Annotated in this window: 13 protein-coding genes; 12 read left to right on the top strand and 1 reads right to left on the bottom strand. The window is 49.0% G+C overall.

Annotation, left to right across the window (positions count from 1 at the left end):
- Positions 1 to 423: 423 nt before the first annotated feature.
- The 11 genes from H9Q13_RS16500 (at position 424) to H9Q13_RS16450 (ending at position 14690) form a co-directional block, all read left to right on the top strand.
- A complete protein-coding gene (locus H9Q13_RS16500) occupies positions 424 to 2442 on the top strand; it encodes a BatA domain-containing protein (protein WP_224744349.1) in 2019 nt (672 codons plus the stop codon).
- 1 nt (position 2443) lies between these two features.
- The gene (locus H9Q13_RS16495; protein WP_191184904.1) at positions 2444 to 3715 is read left to right on the top strand and encodes a dihydroorotase; all 1272 of its coding nucleotides are present in this window, start codon (positions 2444 to 2446) and stop codon (positions 3713 to 3715) included.
- 61 nt (positions 3716 to 3776) lie between these two features.
- Positions 3777 to 4286, top strand: a complete 510-nt coding sequence (locus H9Q13_RS16490; RefSeq protein ID WP_191184903.1) for a DUF4199 domain-containing protein — start codon at positions 3777 to 3779, stop codon at positions 4284 to 4286.
- 29 nt (positions 4287 to 4315) lie between these two features.
- Positions 4316 to 4834, top strand: a complete 519-nt coding sequence (locus H9Q13_RS16485) for a DUF4199 domain-containing protein (protein ID WP_191184902.1) — start codon at positions 4316 to 4318, stop codon at positions 4832 to 4834.
- Positions 4835 to 4838: 4 nt separating this feature from the next.
- A complete protein-coding gene (locus tag H9Q13_RS16480; RefSeq protein WP_191184901.1) occupies positions 4839 to 5813 on the top strand; it encodes a glycosyltransferase family 2 protein in 975 nt (324 codons plus the stop codon).
- The gene (locus H9Q13_RS16475; RefSeq protein ID WP_191184900.1) at positions 5813 to 6961 is read left to right on the top strand and encodes a glycosyltransferase; all 1149 of its coding nucleotides are present in this window, start codon (positions 5813 to 5815) and stop codon (positions 6959 to 6961) included. The genes H9Q13_RS16480 and H9Q13_RS16475 overlap by 1 nt, the downstream gene beginning before the upstream one ends.
- Positions 6962 to 7104: 143 nt before the next feature.
- Positions 7105 to 7842, top strand: coding sequence for a hypothetical protein (locus H9Q13_RS16470; RefSeq protein WP_191184899.1), 738 nt, complete (start codon positions 7105 to 7107; stop codon positions 7840 to 7842).
- 49 nt (positions 7843 to 7891) lie between these two features.
- Positions 7892 to 10672 carry a TonB-dependent receptor gene (locus tag H9Q13_RS16465; RefSeq protein WP_191184898.1) on the top strand — a complete coding sequence of 927 codons (2781 nt, stop codon included), beginning with the start codon at positions 7892 to 7894 and terminating at the stop codon, positions 10670 to 10672.
- A 4-nt stretch (positions 10673 to 10676) separates the two neighbouring features.
- Positions 10677 to 11825: a DUF4249 domain-containing protein gene (locus tag H9Q13_RS16460; RefSeq protein WP_191184897.1), complete on the top strand. Its 1149-nt coding sequence runs from the start codon at positions 10677 to 10679 to the stop codon at positions 11823 to 11825.
- Positions 11826 to 11842: 17 nt separating this feature from the next.
- Entirely contained in the window at positions 11843 to 14293 is a 2451-nt protein-coding gene (locus H9Q13_RS16455; protein WP_191184896.1) for a hypothetical protein, read from the top strand.
- Between the two features lie 187 nt (positions 14294 to 14480).
- Positions 14481 to 14690 (top strand): hypothetical protein, encoded by a 210-nt coding sequence (locus H9Q13_RS16450; protein WP_224744348.1) that lies wholly within the window; start codon positions 14481 to 14483, stop codon positions 14688 to 14690.
- Positions 14691 to 15133: 443 nt separating this feature from the next.
- Here the strand turns inward: H9Q13_RS16450 and purB are convergent, their stop codons facing one another.
- A complete protein-coding gene (gene purB / locus H9Q13_RS16445) occupies positions 15134 to 16486 on the bottom strand; it encodes an adenylosuccinate lyase (RefSeq protein ID WP_191184894.1) in 1353 nt (450 codons plus the stop codon).
- A gap of 362 nt (positions 16487 to 16848) precedes the next feature.
- Here purB and H9Q13_RS16440 point away from each other — a divergent pair, with 362 nt between their 5' ends.
- Positions 16849 to 18822, top strand: coding sequence for a transglycosylase domain-containing protein (locus H9Q13_RS16440; RefSeq protein ID WP_191184893.1), 1974 nt, complete (start codon positions 16849 to 16851; stop codon positions 18820 to 18822).
- The last annotated feature ends 104 nt before the right edge of the window (positions 18823 to 18926 follow it).

Raw genomic sequence — 18926 nt, 5'->3', positions numbered from 1 at the left:
GGGGGCCGTTCCGCGTTTAAGCCCAACCCAACCGCCGCCTAACCGCCGCACCAAGGCAGCCGGCCGAACCGGCAAACAGGGCTGGGCAGCGTGCGCCATCTGCTGGGTCTCCCAGGCGGCGCAGGACCCAAAGCGGGCGGCATGGCGCAAACACAGCAAAGAAACCTAACCGGGCCGCGGCAATACAATTGGGCGAGCGACAGTCGGAACAGGGCATCCAATACTGGTATTTGTTTGAAGGTAATCCTACACCTTGTCCAAGGTCAATATAATGCAAGCGAATGGTTAATCAATTACTATCAGGGGCTCTTTTACATCCGTTTTTGAGAGACTGTTTGATCTAATAGTTTATTAAACTTATTGACTTCAGTATTGTTCAAGGCTTTCGTTGCAAATTATAATCTTCCTGTCTAACTTGTTGGTATGGCATTTTTATATCCAACCTTTCTGATCGCACTAGCTGCAATCGCTATTCCAATTGTATTGCACCTGATACAGTTGCGAAAAGCTAAAAGGGTAGAGTTTAGTAATGTCAAGTTTATACAGGTATCCAAAGATCTCACAGCTAGTCAACGGAATCTGAAAGATATTCTAATACTGATCTGTCGGATTTGCTTTATCATCTTTTTGGTACTTGCTTTTTCCCAGCCATTCTTACCTGCTTCAGAATCCGGTGCACCCACGGATTCCTCACAAGTGACTATTGCGCTCGATAATTCGTTGAGTATGCAGAATATTCATGAGCAAGAAGACCTTTCTCTATTGACAGTGGCGGTAGATCAGGCGAAGCAAGTATTGGATTTATTCCCTGCAACTACTCCGATTAGCATCAATTCAAACTTAAATCGCAACCGGGCAGCATCTGTAGCAACAGGCGAAGCGAGGAACACCTTGGATATGCTTGATTATTCTACGCGTTCTCTCATACCTTTCCTTACAGGCTCTGCTTCCGGTTCCACTTCTTCTGAGCATGTTTTCGTTTTTTCCGATTTTCAGAAAAGTTCTTTCGAACCTAGCTCGTTAAATCAACTTGATAGTAATAGGTATTATCATTTGGTACCGGTTAAAGCTTCTAGCACTTCTAATGTTTTCGTTGATTCTGTATACCTGACAGATGAGTTCATTAGACCTGGTGGCGAGAATCAATTGCATGTAAAAATCTATAATGCAAGTGACAAGGTGATAGAGAACTGTCCTGTAAAACTTGTGATTGACGAGCAGCAAATAGCTGCCTTAAATATGGATCTTCCACCAAATCAATTAACGGAGGCGGCGATTAGTTTTAACTTTAGGGGTAATAGTGCTAAAAAAGCTTATATTTTGGTAGAGGATTATCCGGTGGAGTTTGATAATGCTTATTACTTTGTTTTAGCTCCTTCGGGAAATTTAAACATCCTAGAAATTGCCGATAATAGCAGTAGCCCCTTGCAGCGACTCTTTCTTAATGAGCCTTTCTTTAGACCAACGCACTATAATACGGGAAATATTGATTACTCTAAAATGGGAGAATCTGACTTGATTATTTTGCAGGGCTTAAATGAAATCCCTTCTGCATTGGTCTCTACAGTTGCTGAGTATGTGAAAGGTGGAGGTAGTCTGGTGATTATCCCAAGTCCTTCGAGCCAACGCGCTGGCTATACCGCTTTATTGCAAAGTTTGGCTATACCTGCTTCCTATACAGCCTCATCAGTAAATTCCTCTAAAACAAGTCTATTAGTGCCAGAACGGGATAATCCGTTCTTTAGAAGTATTTTTTCCGAATACGATTCAAAAATGCAGATGCCAGCTGCTGTCAGAAGTATGTTATGGTCACGTGCCTCGGAGGATGTTCTGAAGTTCAGAGGAGGGGCACCTTTCTTATCCAGATTCGATCGGGGACAGGGGCAGGTATTCTTGATGGCAGCTTCGCTGGACCCAGCACAAAATGAGTTGGTAAGCCATGCGCTCTTCGTTCCAGTCATGTATAGGCTTGCTATTGGGAGCTACAAACAAGAGCAACAAATCGCATACCGTCTCAACGGCAGTACTATCAGCATTCCTGTGGCAGATAGAGCGCGCAGAGAAGGAGTCTATAAGTTGGTTAAAGATAGTGTAGAGTTCATTCCGGAGCAGCAGTTGCGCGGGGGTAAGCTGATATTTACGGCTCCGGCTGAGATGGGGGAAGCAGGTTTTTATGAGCTTCGTAGAAATGACGCTTCAGTGGCAAGTTTTGCCTTTAATTACGATAAACCGGAATCGCTATTAGCACAGTACTCCCCGTCAGAGTTGAAGAATTTTATTCGTGCTGACATGACAAACGTGCATGTTTATGAGTACGGAGATAGTTTTTCGGTGAAAGGGGAATTCGAAAAACGATTTTTTGGCGTAAAGCTTTGGAAATATTGCCTAATATTGTGTCTGATTTTCTTGATGGCAGAAATAGCTCTAATCAGATTCCTCTAAGATGAAGATACTCCTCAAAGCAGTTCAGATTTACGATCCCACATCATCATTCCACTTAAAGCGTCAACATGTCCTGATCGATCAGGGTATGATTACCTATATCGGAGACGATCTGCAGGAAGCAGACCGTGTATTGGATATGGAAGGGCTTTGTGTATCAACAGGCTGGGTAGATATGTATGCACAGGTAGGTGAGCCTGGCCTTGAGCATAAGGAAGATATTGAATCCTTGAGCCAGGCGGCGGCGGCGGGAGGTTTCACCGATGTGCTTTGCATGCCTAATGTGCAGCCAGTTGTGCAAAGCAAAGGTGCAATTAACTTTTTGAAATCGAAGTCTGCTGCATTGCCTGTCAATTTGCTTCCGGCTGGAGCGGTGACAGTAGATACCCAAGGCAAGGAACTGACTGAGATGATTGACCTGCAGCGGGCTGGGGCCATGGCCTTTACGGATGGCGACAGACCTTTGCAGGGAGCAGAGGTCATTGTAAAGGCGCTGCAATACCTGCAGCCTTTTGGTGGCCTGTTGATGAATCGCCCGGAGCATACACGCCTGACTGAATTTGGGCAAATACATGAAGGGTTGGTCAGTACACAGCTTGGTATGAAAGGTATACCTGCACTGGCGGAGGAAGTAATGGTGACACGCGATCTGCAGTTGCTGGCCTATACCGGTGGCCGTTTACACTTCTCGCTCATTTCGAGTGCCGGGTCTGTAGAAGCGATCCGTCAGGCGAAAGCCGCTGGATTGGATGTGACGTGTGATGTAGCCAGTTACCAGGTAGCGTATACCGACGAAACAATGGCCCCTTTCGATACCAATTATAAAGTCTCTCCACCTTTTAGGAGCCATACCGACGCAGAGGCCATCAAGCAAGGCCTGCAAGATGGTACTATTGACGCAGTTGTGTCGGCACACCAGCCACATGATACTGAAAGCAAAAAGCTGGAGTTTGACTTAGCAGAGTTCGGCATTATTAACCTTGAGACAGCTTTTGCCGTGGCCAATACCACCATGGCAGGTATACTATCGCTTGAAAACCTGATTGAAAAGCTGACAAGCAGGCCTCGTGAAATACTTCGCCTGCCTGCTTGCGGCATTGCCAAAGGAGCAAAGGCCTGCCTGACTCTTTTCCATCCAAAACTTACGTGGAGACCTACACAGCATAGCATCAAATCAAAATCAACGAACTCCCCTTTCCTTGAGCAGGAGCTTACCGGAAAGGTAATAGGGATTATCAACAAGGGGCAGCTGGTACTAAATCATACTTTTTAATATATTTATAGCTATATTTCTGTTAGGCGCTCGGCCTGTTACGGAAACAAGCAAATTCATAATGCTGAATCAAACGATTGTAAGGGTAGGAGTGCGGTATGGCGTACTATGCGGATTAGCCTGTTTTGTCATTGTATTGGCTTTATACCTGTTGGGGTACAACCCGCTGGGCGAGTCGGGTAGGTGGAGTTATTTACCTTTACCGGTTTTTATTTTTATGGGGCTGCGTTACTTCAAGGGTTTTCACGACGCGGAAGTTGGCTTCTGGAAGGGGATGCGCGTTAGTCTTGCAGTTACTTTTTACACAGCGCTTTGCGCGAGTATGCTGATATACCTGATGATCTATCTGGTAGGGCCGGAGTTGATACAGCAGCACGTGGCAGAGCTTAGAGCGGTACTCGACCAGACAAGAAATGAGCAGATCAAGTTATTGGGCGAGCAGAATTTTGAAAAGGCCTATGAGGATCTGGACACGATCTCGCCCAGTATGTTAGCTGCCTATGATTTTTTGAGTCGGATGTTTGTGGGAGGGGTTTTTTCAGTGGTGGCATCCGTGTTTTTCCGAAAATAAATCAATCTCACATAACCTAATCTAAAAAAATGACTGAAACTCAACCTTCTGTATCCTCTGTTGCGCTCAAGTATGGCTTGATGGGCGCTGTTGTCTCTGTGTTTTATAGTGCCATACTTCTGGTAGCTGGGGTAGACATTAGTGGTTGGGCAGGTGCCCTTGGCTATATCATCCTGATTGCATTTATGGTAATTGCGATGAAAGAGTATAAGAGCCAAAACAATGGCTTCATGTCTTATGGCCAGGGCTTGGGCATAGGAACGCTGGTAGCACTGGCTTTTGGTGTACTTGGCGGCTTGTTCATGTTTGTGTATACCTCTTTCATCGATACAGATTATACCTCCAACCTGATGGACAAGCAGCGCATCGAGCTGGAAGAAAAAGGCATGAGCGATGAACAGATTGAGCAAGCCATCGCCATGGGAGAATCTTTCTCCAGCCCGGTGATGATGATCGTGTGGTCAATTGTGGGCTCTGTGTTTATTGGCTTCCTGCTTTCGCTTATCGTATCGGCCGTGATGAAGAACAAGCGACCGGAGTTTGAATAAAAAAATGCAATACCCTTATGATATCTCAGTAGTGGTTCCTCTTTTCAACGAAGAGGACTCACTGCCTGAACTGGTCCGCTGGATCAAGCGCGTCATGCACGCGCATAGCTTTACTTACGAAATCATTTTAGTGGATGACGGTAGCACTGACCGCTCCTGGGATGTGATATCAGAGCTTAGTGCTGACGATAACACCGTGAAAGGCATTAGCTTTAACCGGAACTACGGCAAGTCCGCTGCCTTGCATGAGGGTTTTAAGCGCTGCGCCGGCGAAGTAGTGATCACCATGGATGCCGACCTGCAGGACAGCCCGGAGGAGATTCCGGAACTCTATGATATGATCAAGCACCAGAAGTTTGACCTGGTGTCTGGCTGGAAGCAGAAACGTTTCGACCCGATCAGCAAAACCATTCCAACCAAATTGTTTAATGCCGCAACCCGCAGCCTGTCAGGTATACAGCTACACGATTTCAACTGTGGTCTGAAAGCCTACAGACAGTTGGTGGTGAAGAGCATAGAAGTGCACGGCGAAATGCACCGCTATATACCTGTAATCGCCAAGTGGCACGGATTCACCCGTATTGGCGAGAAGGTGGTGCAGCACCAGGAACGCAAGTACGGCACCACCAAATTCGGGCTGGAGCGCTTTGTCTACGGCTTCCTCGACTTACTGTCCATTACCTTTGTGAGCCGTTTCAAAAAACGGCCGATGCACTTCTTCGGCACGTTCGGCACCTTGTCGTTTGTGGTGGGTTTGGGCATAACTATCTGGCTGATTCTGCAGAAAGTATTCGAGCTATACCCGAATGGGCGCGTACGCGACGTAGTGGACCAGCCCTTATTCTACCTCTCGCTCGTGGCGGTGATCCTGGGTGTGCAGTTGTTTCTGGCCGGCTTCCTGGCCGAGATGATGTCGATGACATCGAGCAAGAAGAACGAATACCTCATCCGGGACAAGGCAGGCTTACTTAAAAAATAATGGCGAGGCGCGTGATCATCGTGGGGCCTGCGCACCCTTTGCGGGGTGGGGGCATGTCTACGTTCAATGAGCGCCTGGCAACAGCTTTTCAGGAGGCGGGCGACGAGGTGGAGATCGTGTCGTTCAGCCTGCAGTATCCTTCCTTTCTTTTTCCGGGCAAGAGTCAGTACACCAACGAACCGGCCCCTGCAGGGCTCCGGATTAAATCGCTCATCAACTCCATCAACCCCATCAGCTGGGTCAGAACAGGTAACTATATCCGCCAGCAACGTCCTGATCTGGTTATATTCCGGTATTGGCTTCCTTTTATGGGACCTGCGCTGGGCACTATTGCCCGTATTATCCGTCGCAACAGGTATAGCCGCATACTGGCAATTACTGATAATGTGGTACCGCATGAGAAGCGCCCCGGCGACGTGCCCTTTACCAAGTACTTTCTAAGCGCCTGCCACGCTTTTGTTACCATGTCGCGGGCAGTGCAACAGGACCTGGAGCATTTTGAGCCAGCAAAGCCTAACGTATACCTGCCACATCCGCTGTACGACAATTTCGGCGAGGCAGAGACCAAGCAGGAGGCCTGTGCAGCACTCGGCCTCGATCCCAGGTATAGCTACCTCCTTTTCTTTGGTTTCATCAGGGCCTACAAAGGGTTAGACCTCTTGCTACAGGCAATGGCGGATCCATCTTTGAAAAACCGTCCGGATATCAAACTGCTCGTTGCAGGGGAGTTTTATGAGGATGCTGCTCCGTACCATGACTTGATCCGGAAGCATGCGCTGCAGGACCGACTGGTACTACGAACCAATTTTATACCTAATGCGGAGGTACGCCACTACTTTTGTGCCGCTGACCTCGTGGTGCAGCCTTACAAGCATGCCACCCAAAGTGGCGTTACCCAAGTCGCCTATCATTTTGACAAACCCATGGTGGTGACTAACGTGGGTGGCCTCTCCGAACTGGTACCGCATGGGGAGGTAGGATATGTAGTAGAGCCACAGCCGCAGGCAATTGCCGAAGCCATACTGGATTTCTATGCCTCAGAAAAGGGCGCGGAATACGCGCATAACATCAGCAGGTATAAGCAGCGTTTCAGTTGGAGCCGCTTTGTGCAGGCGGTATATGAGCTGGCTAACCGGATCCAACTCTAAAGAAAATCAAGCTACAACTCTCGCTGTTTTGATCTATTTTCAAACTAAATCTGATTTAGATATAAAAAAATGTTGCAACATTTGTCATAACATTAAACATACTTTATATTTAATGCCATTATCTGCTGAGAAGTAAACACCTTATGAATCGTAATAGCCTGCCCAAGATTTATTTTATTCTGCTGCTATGTTTATTCCCCTTTGCCTCACAGGCACAAGCAGATACCAGCTTTGTGCAGGCAGCTGTTGCGGAGGCCTTGCTCAGCCATAAAAAAGCAATCGGCTTGCATGCCCATCTATACAATGGTCAAGAGTACTACGCACCCGGAAAGCCATACCTGGAAGGTCACCAATTCTTAATTGACAGAATCTTTCAGGAAGGAAATGTTAAGTATGACGGGGCATGGTTCGAAGCAGTCCCTATGCTTCACGATATAGTGCAGGACGAACTGATCATCATGCATACAGGCAGCGGTCATCCGCATATATTGGACAAAAAACGGGTAGAGGCTTTTGAAGTGCATGGACGCTCCTTTGTATACCTGCAAACAGACAGCGCCAATCACTCGGGTATGCCCGCTGGTTTTTACAATGTGCTTTACGATGGGGAGGTAAAATTGCTTATGCGGCATAAAAAGACCCTGCATGAGCGAACTAGTACCAATGGCATGGAAGGTGAGTACAAAGATGCCAGCAGGTTCTTTCTACTAAGAAATGCTACCTACTACAAGGTGAGCAATAAACAGTCAGTGCTTCTTGTGCTAAAGGATCAGAAAAAACAACTCAACAAATTCGCCGCCGCGAATAATCTTCGCTTCAAAAAGAATCGTGAAGACGCTTTGATGAGGATCGTGCAACAATACGACAAGCTTCAGGATTAAGCTGCCAACTATGCTTTCTTATACATTTAGTTAAGCGTCTCCATTTTATATGTCCCAATTTTACAGATCTTCTTTACTCTCCCTTCTGCTGTATTGCGGTTTTAGTCTGGCTGTTATCGCTCAGCACACAAAGGAGACGCTCCTGTCGGGTACCTTCCGCAATGTTCACTTTGATGCGTTCGTGCAGCGGCTGGAACAAGAAACGCCCTACAAGTTTTATTACGAGCCGGCAGTGGCCGACAGCGTGGTGGTGAACCTGGAAGCTGACCAGCAGCCGCTCAGGAAAATACTGGCGCAGGTTTTCCAAGGCACTGGCTACGCCTTTGCAATATCTGCAGATCACCGCGTTTTCATTACCCGGCATAACCCAGTGATGACCAGCCTGCCTGGTAGTTTTTTGATACAGCAAGATGAGCAGGCCAAGGGAAATAGTCAGTTGGCAAACAATGGCTTTCTGCCTCAGCAGGAATCCAGTAAGAAGACAACCTCTGAGCTTAAGCTGTATGAGATTGGCTCGCCGGGAGGAGGCAAATCGGGTAACGCAAACCTTGCCGGTACGCTGCGCGACGCCAGGACAGGCGAGGCTATTATTGGAGCCCATGTCTACATCGAGTCGCCAACCATCGGTACAGCTTCAGACCAGTATGGCTACTTTTCGCTCTCGCTTCCTTTGGGGCGCCACGAGTTGCACATCCGGGCGATCGGACTTAAAAACACCAGGCGGCAGATTGTCATGCACAGCGACGGTAAGCTCAATATTGAGATAGAAGAAGACATCAGATCGCTGAAAGAAGTGGTGGTGGAGGCCGAGAAAGACCGCAACGTAACCGGCTTGCAGATGGGAATGGAACGATTGGACATCCGGACGATCAAGCAAGTGCCAACAGCCTTCGGAGAGACCGATATCTTGCGGGTTGTCCTGACTTTGCCTGGCGTAAAATCAGTAGGGGAGGGCAGCACCGGCATGAACGTGCGGGGTGGCTCAACTGATCAAAACCTGATTCTGCTCAACGATGCGACCATTTACAATCCATCGCATTTGTTTGGCTTTTTCTCGGCATTTAACCCGGATGTGATCAAGTCTGTGGAATTGTACAAGAGCGCTATACCTGCCCGCTACGGGGGACGCCTGTCCTCGGTATTGGAAGTGAGTACCCGCGAGGGAAACAAGAAGCAGTTTAGTGGAGCCGGTGGTATTGGTCTGCTCACGAGCAGGCTAACACTGGAGGGACCGATCGTGAAGAACAAAACCTCCATCCTGGTTGGAGGGCGCAGCACTTATTCCGATTGGTTGCTAAAGCAGATTCCGGTCAAATCATTCCGTAACAGCGAGGCATCCTTTTACGATCTGAACACGCAGATAAGCCATGAAATAGACGATAAAAACAACATATACCTGACAGGCTATCTGAGTAAGGACAGATTTAAACTTGACGCTGATACGCTTTACAGGTTCCAGAACCAGAATGCAAGCCTTAAATGGAAGCATAATTTCCATAACAGGCTTTACAGCGTGGCGACCGCTACACGGAGCCACTATAGCTACGACATCTCAAACGAAGAAAACACAGCCAATGCCGCTACTATGGAGTTTGGTATTGACCAAAGCGGTGTGCAAGTTGATTTCAACTATTTCCCTGACTCCAAGCATACGCTGGACTTTGGTGGCAGCAGCATCTATTACCAGGTAAACCCTGGTAATCTAACGCGTAATCACCCCGAGTCCGCAATTAAAGATGACAAGTTGCAGCCCGAAAAAGCCGTTGAAAGCGCGCTTTATATTTCGGACCGTTTCGATATCAGTCAGCGTTTTTCAGTTTCGGCGGGTTTACGCTACTCTGTGTTTAATGCGCTTGGGGCAAAAGATGTGTTCAGCTATGCGCCAGGTGTGCCTAAGTCAGTCAATACCATTACGGACACCCTCTCTTATGGCAGTGGCGAGCGGATCGCGACATACCATGGGCCGGAGTTCAGGTTATCGGCCAGGTATGGATTTGGCAACAATTCATCTGTAAAAGTAAGCTTCAACAGGTTGCGTCAGTATGTGCACATGCTTTCCAATACGGCCACCATGGCGCCAACCGATACCTGGAAGCTGAGTGACAACAACATAAAACCGCAAGTAGGCGATCAGGTGGCGCTTGGATATTACCGAAACCTGCGGGCCAACACGATTGAGTTCTCGGCAGAGGCCTATTATAAGTGGATGCGCGACTTCCTGGACTACAGGAGCGGAGCCAACATCATTATGAACCACCACATAGAAACCGATGTGGCGAATGCAGAAGGCAAAGCCTACGGGGTAGAAGTGATGCTGAAAAAGGCAACCGGAAAGCTGAATGGCTGGATAAGCTATACCTACTCCAGGACGCTAACCCGCTTAAACGACCCAACGGTTTCTGAGATCATCAACCGGGGAGAGTGGTACGCCAGCAACTTCGACAAGCCACACGATCTGACCATGATCAGCAATTATCGTTTTAGCCAGCGGTTCAGCACCTCGCTTAACTTTACTTACAGTACCGGAAGGCCAATTACGCTGCCCTTGGCGAAATACTACGACGGTAGCACCTACCGCATCATGTACTCCGACAGAAACCAGTACCGCATACCAGACTATTACCGAGTGGATTTCGCGATGAACATCGAGGGCAACCACAGGGTCCAAAAGCTGGCGCACAGTTCCTGGACGGTGGCGGTTTACAACCTCACCGGTCGAAGAAATCCATACTCTATTTATTTCAAGTCACAGAACGGTAAGATTGCCGGCTATAAAATGTCCATCTTCGGTCAGCCGATCCCTACTGTTACCTACAATTTTAAATTTTAATACCATGAAGACCCGGAGCTGGAAAAACCCGCTGGTATGGTTGCTGTTGATGTTACTGAACGGTTGTGTGGAGCCCTATTTCCCTGAGGTGTTGGAATCGTCCAATACCTATTTGGTTGTGAACGGGTTTCTGAACGCTAGCGGACCGACGACCATACAATTGCTGCGCACCCAAAACTTGAACGAGAACGGCCAGCCTCCTGCTGAGACACAGGCAAAGGTCTCTGTAGAATCGGAGTCCAAGGAACAATTCAACTTTATTGAAACGGCCAAGGGTGTGTACATGAGTTACAACATGCAGCTGACGCCCGGGAAAAAATACCGCTTGCTGATTCGCACAATCAAGGGGAAGGAATACGCTTCCGAGTTTGTGGAAGTGAAAAAAACACCAGCCATCGATCAGATAACCTGGAGGCCTGTAAACGAGGAGGTTCAGATTTTTGTGAATACCCATGATGAAAGCAACAACACCCGCTATTACCGATGGGAGTATGAGCAGACCTGGCAATTCAAGGCGGCCCTATACTCGACTATCAAATACGAAAATGGCGCAGTATCCCAAAGAGAGCCCAATGACAAACCCATTTTCACTTGTTGGAGATCGGAGAGCTCTACTGCAATTGAATTAGGATCTTCCATAAAGTTGAGCTCAGATGTAATCAGCAACTACAAATTGCTGACACTGCCTCGTGCTTCTGAAAAAATCGCTGTTAAAAACAGCATATTGGTGAAGCAGTATGCACTTAGTCGGGAGGCATATGAGTATTGGGAGACGCTCAAGAAAAACACGGAAAGCATCGGCACGCTCTTCGACCCGCTTCCTTCTCAGCTGACCAGTAACATTCGCAGCCTTTCTGACCCGAATGAACCCGTTATTGGTTTCCTGACAGCCGCGACCATGCAACAGCAACGAATCTTTATTGACAGCAAAGACCTGCCCGCCGAGTGGCGTCTTTATTATCCATCCTGCTCCATGGATACTGTGATGATCAGCTCCGGGCAGGTGAACGAGCGTTTTGCCGGAGGCAGCGTCCTTCCGGTAGATGAGGTATACGGCATGTCCCCAGATCCTATAGGCTATACCTATGCGCCACGGTCGTGCGTGGACTGCACGCTTCGCGGTACTAATGTGAAACCAGCTTACTGGGAATAGAAGCTAAGTCTGAAAATATGAACGAACGCACACAGAACATGCGGCAGTCCGCTCAGTTCCTGAAAATTTGTATCGGCACCGTGCTAGGCTTAGTGCTTGGCATATCTGTCAACAACAACACCCTTGCGCAATCAAAGTCTGCGGCAAGCGTGGTGCAGCGCCTGCAGCAGCACCGCCAGAAGTCGTTGCAAGAGAAGCTATACCTGCACCTGGACAGGCAGGTATATGTGTGCGGCGATGACATGTGGTTTAAGGTATACAGTGTGGATGGGACGCTGCACCAACCATTGGATATAAGCAAAGTTGCTTACATAGAATTGCTTCGTGAAGGTCAGAAACCGGTTTTGCAGGCAAAAGTAATGCTGAGCGAGGGCACCGGCAAAGGCGCATTTCAGTTGCCTGCCACCCTGGAGTCGGGTAGTTACACGGTGAGGGCTTACACCAGTTGGATGAAAAACTTCAGCTCTGGTTTTTTCTTTGAGCAGCCGGTTACCATTATCAATACTTTTGAGCAGTTGCCAAGTGCAGGAGATAAAAAGGCTAACGATTACAAGGTGCAGTTTTTCCCGGAAGGTGGTAATCTGCTGGCAGGCGTAAACAGCAAAGTAGCTTTCAAGATCACCAATGGGCAAACCGGCAAAGGAGCGGCGCTTAGAGGAGAGGTGCGTGATGAAGCGGGTAGCCACGTGGCAGATCTGAAGCCTTATCGGTTTGGGATGGGCCATTTCGTCTTTACGCCCGAGGCAGGAAAGCGCTATACAGCCAGTATACTGCTGCCGGGCGGCCAACGCCTGGCGCAGCCTTTTCCTCAGGTACACGAGCAGGGCTATAACTTGCAGATGGAGGAAATGGCTGATAACCGCTTGAAAATAGATGTAAAGGCGGTAGGACACTTAGGTGAAGCAGTGTATTTGCTGGGGCATGCCCGGCAACAGATTGTCGTTTCTGAAAATACCATCTTGCTGGAAGGGAAAGCCACGATTGTGCTCGACAAAGCTTCTTTGGCAGATGGCATCAACCATTTCACGGTTTTCGATGCGGCAGGTATGCCTGTATGTGAGCGCCTGTTCTTCAAGCAACCTTCCAGGCAATACCAACTGAGTCTGCAAGCAGCCAAAGCCAGGTATAACCTGCGGGAGCAAGTCACCCTGGACCTGCTAGCCGACGCCACTTACGGTACGGCAACGGCATCAAATCTTTCGATGGCAGTGTACCGGCTCGACTCCCTGCAGCATGCACCGGAGCGGATGATTGACAGTTACATCTGGCTTGAGTCGGATTTAAAGGGCGTAGTAGAATCCCCTTCCTATTATTTTTCGGAGTCCGGTCGTCTGGATTTGCAGGCAATGGATAACCTGATGCTCACACATGGCTGGAGCCGCTTTAAATGGGATGCCGTTTTACAAAACGAGCAGAACCCGCTACCTTTTGTGCCTGAGTATCATGGGCACTTGCTGAGAGCGAAAGTAACGCATAAAGGGAGCGGATTGCCAGCGCAAGGCATCACTACCTACCTGGCCTCGCCGGGTAGCCCAATTCGGTTTTACAATGCCGTGAGCAATGAAAATGGCGTGGCGCTGTTTGAGGTTAAGGATTACTTCGGCAGCAGGGATATGGTGCTGCAAACCGATTTCAATAAGGATAGCACCTATCACTTTGAGCTTCTGAATCCTTTTTCGGAACAGTACAGCCGCACTAACCAACCTACTTTCAACTTATCCCATTCCTGGCTGGGCAACGTTGCAGAGCGCCACGTGCAGGTACAGTTACAGCACGCCTATCATGGGGAGAAGAACAACAATTTCAGGTCACCGGTAAAAGATACCACGGCTTTTTATGGGGAGGTATCCGAACAGTACTATCTCGATAGCTACAAGCGGTTTAAGGTAATGGAGGAGGTGATGCGGGAGTATGTGCAGGGAGTGCAGGTGCGTACCCGTGGTCGCAGGTTCCATTTCATGGTGTTAAACAGACCTCATAAAGAACTATTCAGGCAAAACCCGATGGTACTACTGGACGGTGTGCCAGTTTTCAGCATCGACAAAATCATGGCATTCGATCCGTTAAAGGTCAATAAACTGGAAGTGATTGCAAGGCGCTTCTATCACGGGCCGCTGGAGTACGAAGGATTAGTCAGTTACCAGACTTATACGGGCGACTTGGCTGGATTTGAACTGGACCCGCGTGCGCTTATGCAGACTTATGAAGGCTTGCAGCTGGAACGTGAGTTTTACGCACCCGCTTATGATACAGAAAAGCAGCGGCAAAGCCGCCTGGCCGATTTCAGGAACCTGCTTCACTGGGCACCCCAAATCAAGCTGACTGCGGATAAGGCTGAACAAATCCGTTTCTATACCTCTGAGCAAACAGGTGCCTACCTGGTGGTGGTTCAGGGTATAACGACAGATGGACAGCCATTCAGTAAAATGCTCACTTTCGATGTTGAAGGAACTGTAGCGAAAAAGTGATTTAGCAGTGGACCCAACATCCTGCATCCTGATACTCGGCGCTTCCGGCAATCTGGGCAGCAAGGTATTGCGAGAACTAATTGGCCGGAACGAACCTGTCCAAGCTGCAACCCGCGACAAAGCGAAGTTGTCAGCTTAATCAGGCCAGTGCCAGGTATTGAAGGGCGATTAACATTATCATGGTTTCTTGCAGGCAGCCTTCAGTAGTGCCACAGCCTTGTTCTGTACTATACCTGATACAGCCCTGGCTACCCCTTTGACAACTACAGAGCGCTTGGTATGGCTGCTGGAAGCCAGCCCAATCAAACATGTTGTAAACATCAGCAATGCGACCCTAAAGCGAAACGGGAACCTCACCAGCCTGATCGTTTTTGAGCGAGAGTTGAGCAAGGTATAGCCGTGAAGCACCTGCGCTGCGCCAACTTTTTCGAGAACCTGAACTGGGGCATTAACACACCCTATCATCCCGACCTCATTTGCCCTACATTTCCTATTCTGAAATAGCCTATGTCGCGGCAAATTATCTGGAGAACTGCAATTTTAAAGGTATAAATACAGATGAACTGCTGGGAGAGCGGTAGTATTGGCAGTACGCGTTAGTGTCAGTTATAGCCAGTTGCCTTACTCAGAAGCGAATATTGGTTTTTATCAGCCATTAAATAAGGGCAAATTCGAGCTGGTAGCAAGAACAGCGGAAAATACCTCTATACCTACTGTCGAAAGATTCTCGCTGGACTACTTTATCCGGAATGATTTGAAACTATGATAGGTTGCTCATATCTAAAAAAAAAGCCTCTGCCAGGTCACACCGGCAGAGGCTTTTTTGCAAGTGGCTATACCTTATACTAGCTGTACGCCAGTATAGGTATACGGTGTGATTTTCTTCAGTTCGGCTTTTATCGCATCGCTTACCTGCAGGGAATCAATAAAATTAGAAATGGCCTGTTCTGTTATCTTTTCGTTCTTGCGGGTCAGGTCTTTCAGTGCCTCGTACGGTTGCGGGTAACCTTCGCGACGCAGCACGGTCTGTATACCTTCTGCCACCACAGCCCAGTTCTCTTCCAGGTGATGGCGCAAGGCCGCTTCGTTCAACTCCAGTTTGCCAATGCCACGCTCCAGCGACTTAAGGGCAATCAGAATATGGGCCAACGGCACGCCGACGTTACGTAGCACCGTAGAGTCGGTGAGGTCACGCTGCAAGCGGGAAATCGGTAGTTTGGCCGATAAATGCTCCAGCACCGCGTTGGCTATACCTAAGTTTCCTTCGGCGTTCTCGAAGTCGATCGGGTTTACTTTGTGCGGCATGGCCGAAGAGCCGATTTCACCGGATTTAATCTTTTGCTTGAAATATCCCATGGACACATACTGCCATACGTCACGCGAGAAGTCGATCAGGATAGTGTTGAGGCGCTTCAGACCATCGAAGTAGGCGGCCAAGTTGTCGTAATGCTCTATTTGGGTGGTATACTGGCTGCGGCGCAGGCCAAGAGTTTCCTGCACAAAGCGGTTGCCGAACGCAGGCCAGTTCACATCCGGGTAAGCCACGTGGTGGGCATTGAAGTTGCCGGTCGCGCCGCCAAATTTAGCCGAGAAAGGCACCTGGCGTACCTGGTCCAACTGTGCTTCCAGTCGCTCCGCAAATACCATGATCTCCTTGCCCAAGCGGGTAGGAGAGGCAGGCTGTCCGTGGGTATGGGCAAGCATTGGGATGTCTTTCCACTGCTGGGCCAGTTCTGCCAAAGTCTGGTGCAACTGCTGGTATAGCGGCATGAGCACTCGCTCGTCGGCCTCGCGCAGTGAGAGCGGTATGGCCGTATTGTTCACATCCTGCGAGGTCAGGCCGAAGTGGATGAACTCTTTGTACTGGGCCAGACCAAGACTGTCAAATTTCTCTTTGATAAAATACTCTACCGCTTTCACATCGTGGTTGGTGGTCTTCTCCGTTTCCTTGATGCGCAGGGCATCGGCCTCCGAAAACTGCTCGTAAATGGCACGAAGTTCGGCAAACTGATGAGGTGGCACACCGGCCAGTTGGGGCAAAGGCAGCTCGCACAGCGCGATAAAGTATTCGACCTCCACCAGTACCCGGTAGCGGATCAGTCCGAATTCAGAAAAATAAGCTGCAAGTTCGGTGGTGTTGCGGCGATAGCGGCCGTCTACCGGAGAAATGGCCGTGAGTGATGTCAGATTCATGAAAGAGAATGTTTCTTTGGTCAAAGATAAGCAGGAATGCCCTAGTAAGCCAAAAATGCCATACGTATTTAACACCTGGGCTTCCCCTTCGCGCATACCTGCCCTAGACCGAACGTAAGTAAGTAGTTGTCTGTTAATGTATTGTTAATGTGTGTGTTGTCTATAGTGTCGCATTTTGCTGGCACAAGTCCCCGAGCAAAGGATTCGGCGGGCAAATCTAAATCCGGCCTCAGTCGTATGTGGGGGATAACACAAACTATAGGAAGCTACGTATGCTTCAATGGTGCTATATAATACCGGCACTATATTTTGATACTGAATCTTATTAGCGTAATTCGCACCTGAATATTTTGGACCAACGATTGAAAAAAAGATTATTGATAGGCGCTGGCGTGCTGCTGGGCCTATTCCTGCTTCTCATTGTTTCCCTATTCGTATTTAGGAGCAGGCTCCTCAACTACACGATCAACCGGGTAGTGGAAAAAGTAGAGAGCAGGTATCCCGTGGATTTTACGATTGGGGAGGCAGGGTTTACAGACCTGACCTCTGTCGTGCTCTCCGATATAACGATGGTGCCGCATGGCCAGGATACGCTTTTCCGTACCGACAGTGTCCATGCCAAGGTGGGGCTGGGCTCGCTTTTCAGGGGACGCATTGTGCTCCGTGAGCTCAAGGTGGCCAATGGCTACCTCACCGCCATTAAGGATGGAGGACGTGATAACTTTTCCTTCCTGCTGAAAAGCGATGAAACGCAACCTGTGGACACGACGGCCAAAAGCTCCCGCAACTACGGGGAACTGCTGAATCGAATCCTCGAAACGGCTTTTGACAACGTACCCGACCAGGTGGATTTCAGTAACCTGAACGTATCCTATACCTCTCCCAACCGCATCATCGACATCCGGATGCCCTACCTCACCATTGAGGATGGCGATATAAACTCGCAAGTGTCAATCCGGACAGATTCGCTCATAAACAACATGCGGGTGAAAGGAACGATCGATGCCCGCGACTACAACATCATGGCCAGCCTGTATGCATCCGACAACCAAGGAATCAGGCTGCCCTATGTAAAAGAGAAGTTCGACGGCGTTGTGGCTTTCGATACATTGCACCTGGGTATAACTGACAAGACCTTCCGACGCGATAAACTCACTGTGAAAGGAAGCGCTATGGTCAATAACCTGATGCTCAATCATGAGAAACTGGCGGATGAAGACATCTATGTAAAAGAAGGCGCTGTGGATTATGTGGTGAGTCTGGGGCAAAACCTGTTTGTGATTGACAGCCTGACCCAGGTGCGCGTGAACAAAGCCAAGGCGAATGTTTATGCCTCCTATAGCAATGCCGACTCCAAGATCATCGACCTGAAAGTAAAAACCGAGGCCCTGCCAGCCAACGACTTTTTCGAGTCCCTGCCGACCGGTTTGTTTGAAACGCTGGAAGGTATACGGGCTGAAGGCAAACTGCAGTATAAGATGAAATTCCATGTGAATCTGGACAGTGTGGAGCGTGTCGTGTTCGACTCTGACCTGGACGCTTCCAAGGATTTCCGGATTGTGCAGTGGGGCAAGGCCAATCTCGAGAAACTAAAGGGGCCGTTTATGCATACCATGTATGAGTACGGCAAACCGATCCGAACCTTCATGGTTGGGCCTGCCAATCCGTTTTACGTGCCGCTTAACCAGATCTCCCCATACCTGCGCAATGCCGTCCTGACGGCTGAAGACGCGGGCTTCTACAAACACAAGGGTTTCCATGAAGAAGCCTTCCGGCAGGCAATTGCCACCAACATCAAGAAAAAGGAATTTGTGCGCGGAGGGAGCACCATCTCGATGCAGTTGGTTAAAAACGTGTTCCTGACCCGCAAAAAGACAGTGTCGCGAAAGGTAGAAGAGGCTGTTATTGTGTGGCTGATCGAAAACCTGCAAATCGTGTCGAAGAGCCGGATGTTTGAGATATACCTGAACATCATCGAGTGGGGGCCGGACGTTTATGGGGCCAAAGACGCCTCGAGGTTCTACTTCGGGAAGCAACCTTCGGAGCTAAACCTGGCCGAATCTATCTTCCTGACCAGCATTATACCTAGCCCAAAACGTTTCCGCTCTTCGTTTGACAGCTACGGCAACCTGCGCAGTTGGAAGAGCGGCTACTACCGCCTGATCGGGGGCATTATGGCTCGACGCGGCCTCATCTCGCAGGCTGAGTACGAGAACCTGTACCCGAACGTGCGCCTGTATGGACGTGCCCGCGACCTCATCGTGACGGCCCCGGACGCGAATTATGAAGACACGACCGAATTTGAACTGGAAACCATTGACCTGCTGGATTTTTAGCGGCAACGGAAATTAAAAAGACGGCCATCGCTTGCATTTGCGGTGGCCGTCTTTTTGTTTTATAGCCTACTACTTAAAAAAACTTGAGCACGAAGCCCCCGATC

Origin of the sequence: Pontibacter aquaedesilientis, from assembly GCF_014773225.1 — a bacterium.
In the GTDB taxonomy this organism is placed as follows: Bacteria; Bacteroidota; Bacteroidia; order Cytophagales; family Hymenobacteraceae; genus Pontibacter; species Pontibacter aquaedesilientis.
The sequence above is the reverse complement of the archived record's forward strand: the minus strand, read 5'-3'. Positions and strand labels throughout refer to the sequence as shown.

Bases quoted from the DNA above. Each gene is read 5' to 3' on its own strand.
- H9Q13_RS16465 (WP_191184898.1), top strand. From the start codon at position 7,892: ATGTCCCAATTTTACAGATCTTCTTTACTCTCCCTTCTGCTGTATTGC.
- H9Q13_RS16490 (WP_191184903.1), top strand. From the start codon at position 3,777: ATGCTGAATCAAACGATTGTAAGGGTAGGAGTGCGGTATGGCGTACTA.
- purB (WP_191184894.1), bottom strand. From the start codon at position 16,486: ATGAATCTGACATCACTCACGGCCATTTCTCCGGTAGACGGCCGCTAT.
- H9Q13_RS16500 (WP_224744349.1), top strand. From the start codon at position 424: ATGGCATTTTTATATCCAACCTTTCTGATCGCACTAGCTGCAATCGCT.
- H9Q13_RS16455 (WP_191184896.1), top strand. From the start codon at position 11,843: ATGAACGAACGCACACAGAACATGCGGCAGTCCGCTCAGTTCCTGAAA.
- H9Q13_RS16495 (WP_191184904.1), top strand. From the start codon at position 2,444: ATGAAGATACTCCTCAAAGCAGTTCAGATTTACGATCCCACATCATCA.
- H9Q13_RS16485 (WP_191184902.1), top strand. From the start codon at position 4,316: ATGACTGAAACTCAACCTTCTGTATCCTCTGTTGCGCTCAAGTATGGC.
- H9Q13_RS16480 (WP_191184901.1), top strand. From the start codon at position 4,839: ATGCAATACCCTTATGATATCTCAGTAGTGGTTCCTCTTTTCAACGAA.
- H9Q13_RS16475 (WP_191184900.1), top strand. From the start codon at position 5,813: ATGGCGAGGCGCGTGATCATCGTGGGGCCTGCGCACCCTTTGCGGGGT.
- H9Q13_RS16470 (WP_191184899.1), top strand. From the start codon at position 7,105: ATGAATCGTAATAGCCTGCCCAAGATTTATTTTATTCTGCTGCTATGT.
- H9Q13_RS16460 (WP_191184897.1), top strand. From the start codon at position 10,677: ATGAAGACCCGGAGCTGGAAAAACCCGCTGGTATGGTTGCTGTTGATG.